Origin of the sequence: Halobellus sp. Atlit-38R (assembly GCF_003665925.1) — an archaeon.
GTDB classification, from domain to species: Archaea; Halobacteriota; Halobacteria; order Halobacteriales; family Haloferacaceae; genus Haloquadratum; species Haloquadratum inordinatus.
In genome coordinates this window covers 1-570 of the sequence record NZ_QXIJ01000150.1, presented here as the reverse complement: position 1 = coordinate 570, position 570 = coordinate 1, and the positions used below count along the sequence as shown (strand labels likewise).

Below are 570 nucleotides of genomic sequence, written 5' to 3'. Positions count from 1 at the left end.
CTCGGCGAGGACCTCTACTTCGGCCACCCGAGCGTCGGCCTCTACCACCTGAAGACGTACGCGAAGAACCCCCGCGACCTCCGCGGCGTCGGCGCGCAGGTCGCCCGCAGCGTCGACGACGAGCTCGACCCGCTCCTCCCGGACGCCGACAGCGACGGGCGGTTCGCGGTCCGGTCGGCCCCGGAAGACGAGGAACACGCCGAGGAGATGGCGACCCGGCTCACGGAGACGCTGCGGGTCCACGCGGAGGCGCCGACCGACCCCGACCACCTCTTCGAGGACGTGATGGAGGCCGTCGAGTCGCCCGCGTTCGGCCCGATGGAGTACGAGTTCGACGGCCGCCCGGACGAGCTCGACGAGCTCTCCGACACCTTCGAGGAGGCCGAGGAGCTGCTCACTAGCGAGCTCGACGACCTGATCGAGGACGACGACGTGGACCGCGGGTTCCACTGACCGGGGCGACTCCTCGGTCCGCGCGGACCGAGCCTGCCGACCACCGCCGCATCGGTTTTGTCGCTCCGCGGTCAACACCTGGTATGGGACTCAAAGAAGACACCGCGAACGGCGTAA

The 570-nt window shown here is 70.0% G+C and carries 1 protein-coding gene; it reads left to right on the top strand.

Translation table 11 applies throughout. From position 1 onward, the window contains the following. Nucleotides 1–453, top strand: a 453-nt coding sequence (locus D3D02_RS18635; protein ID WP_121571343.1) for a hypothetical protein, incomplete at its 5' end; no start/stop codon positions are given. Between the last annotated feature and the right edge of the window lie 117 nt (nucleotides 454–570).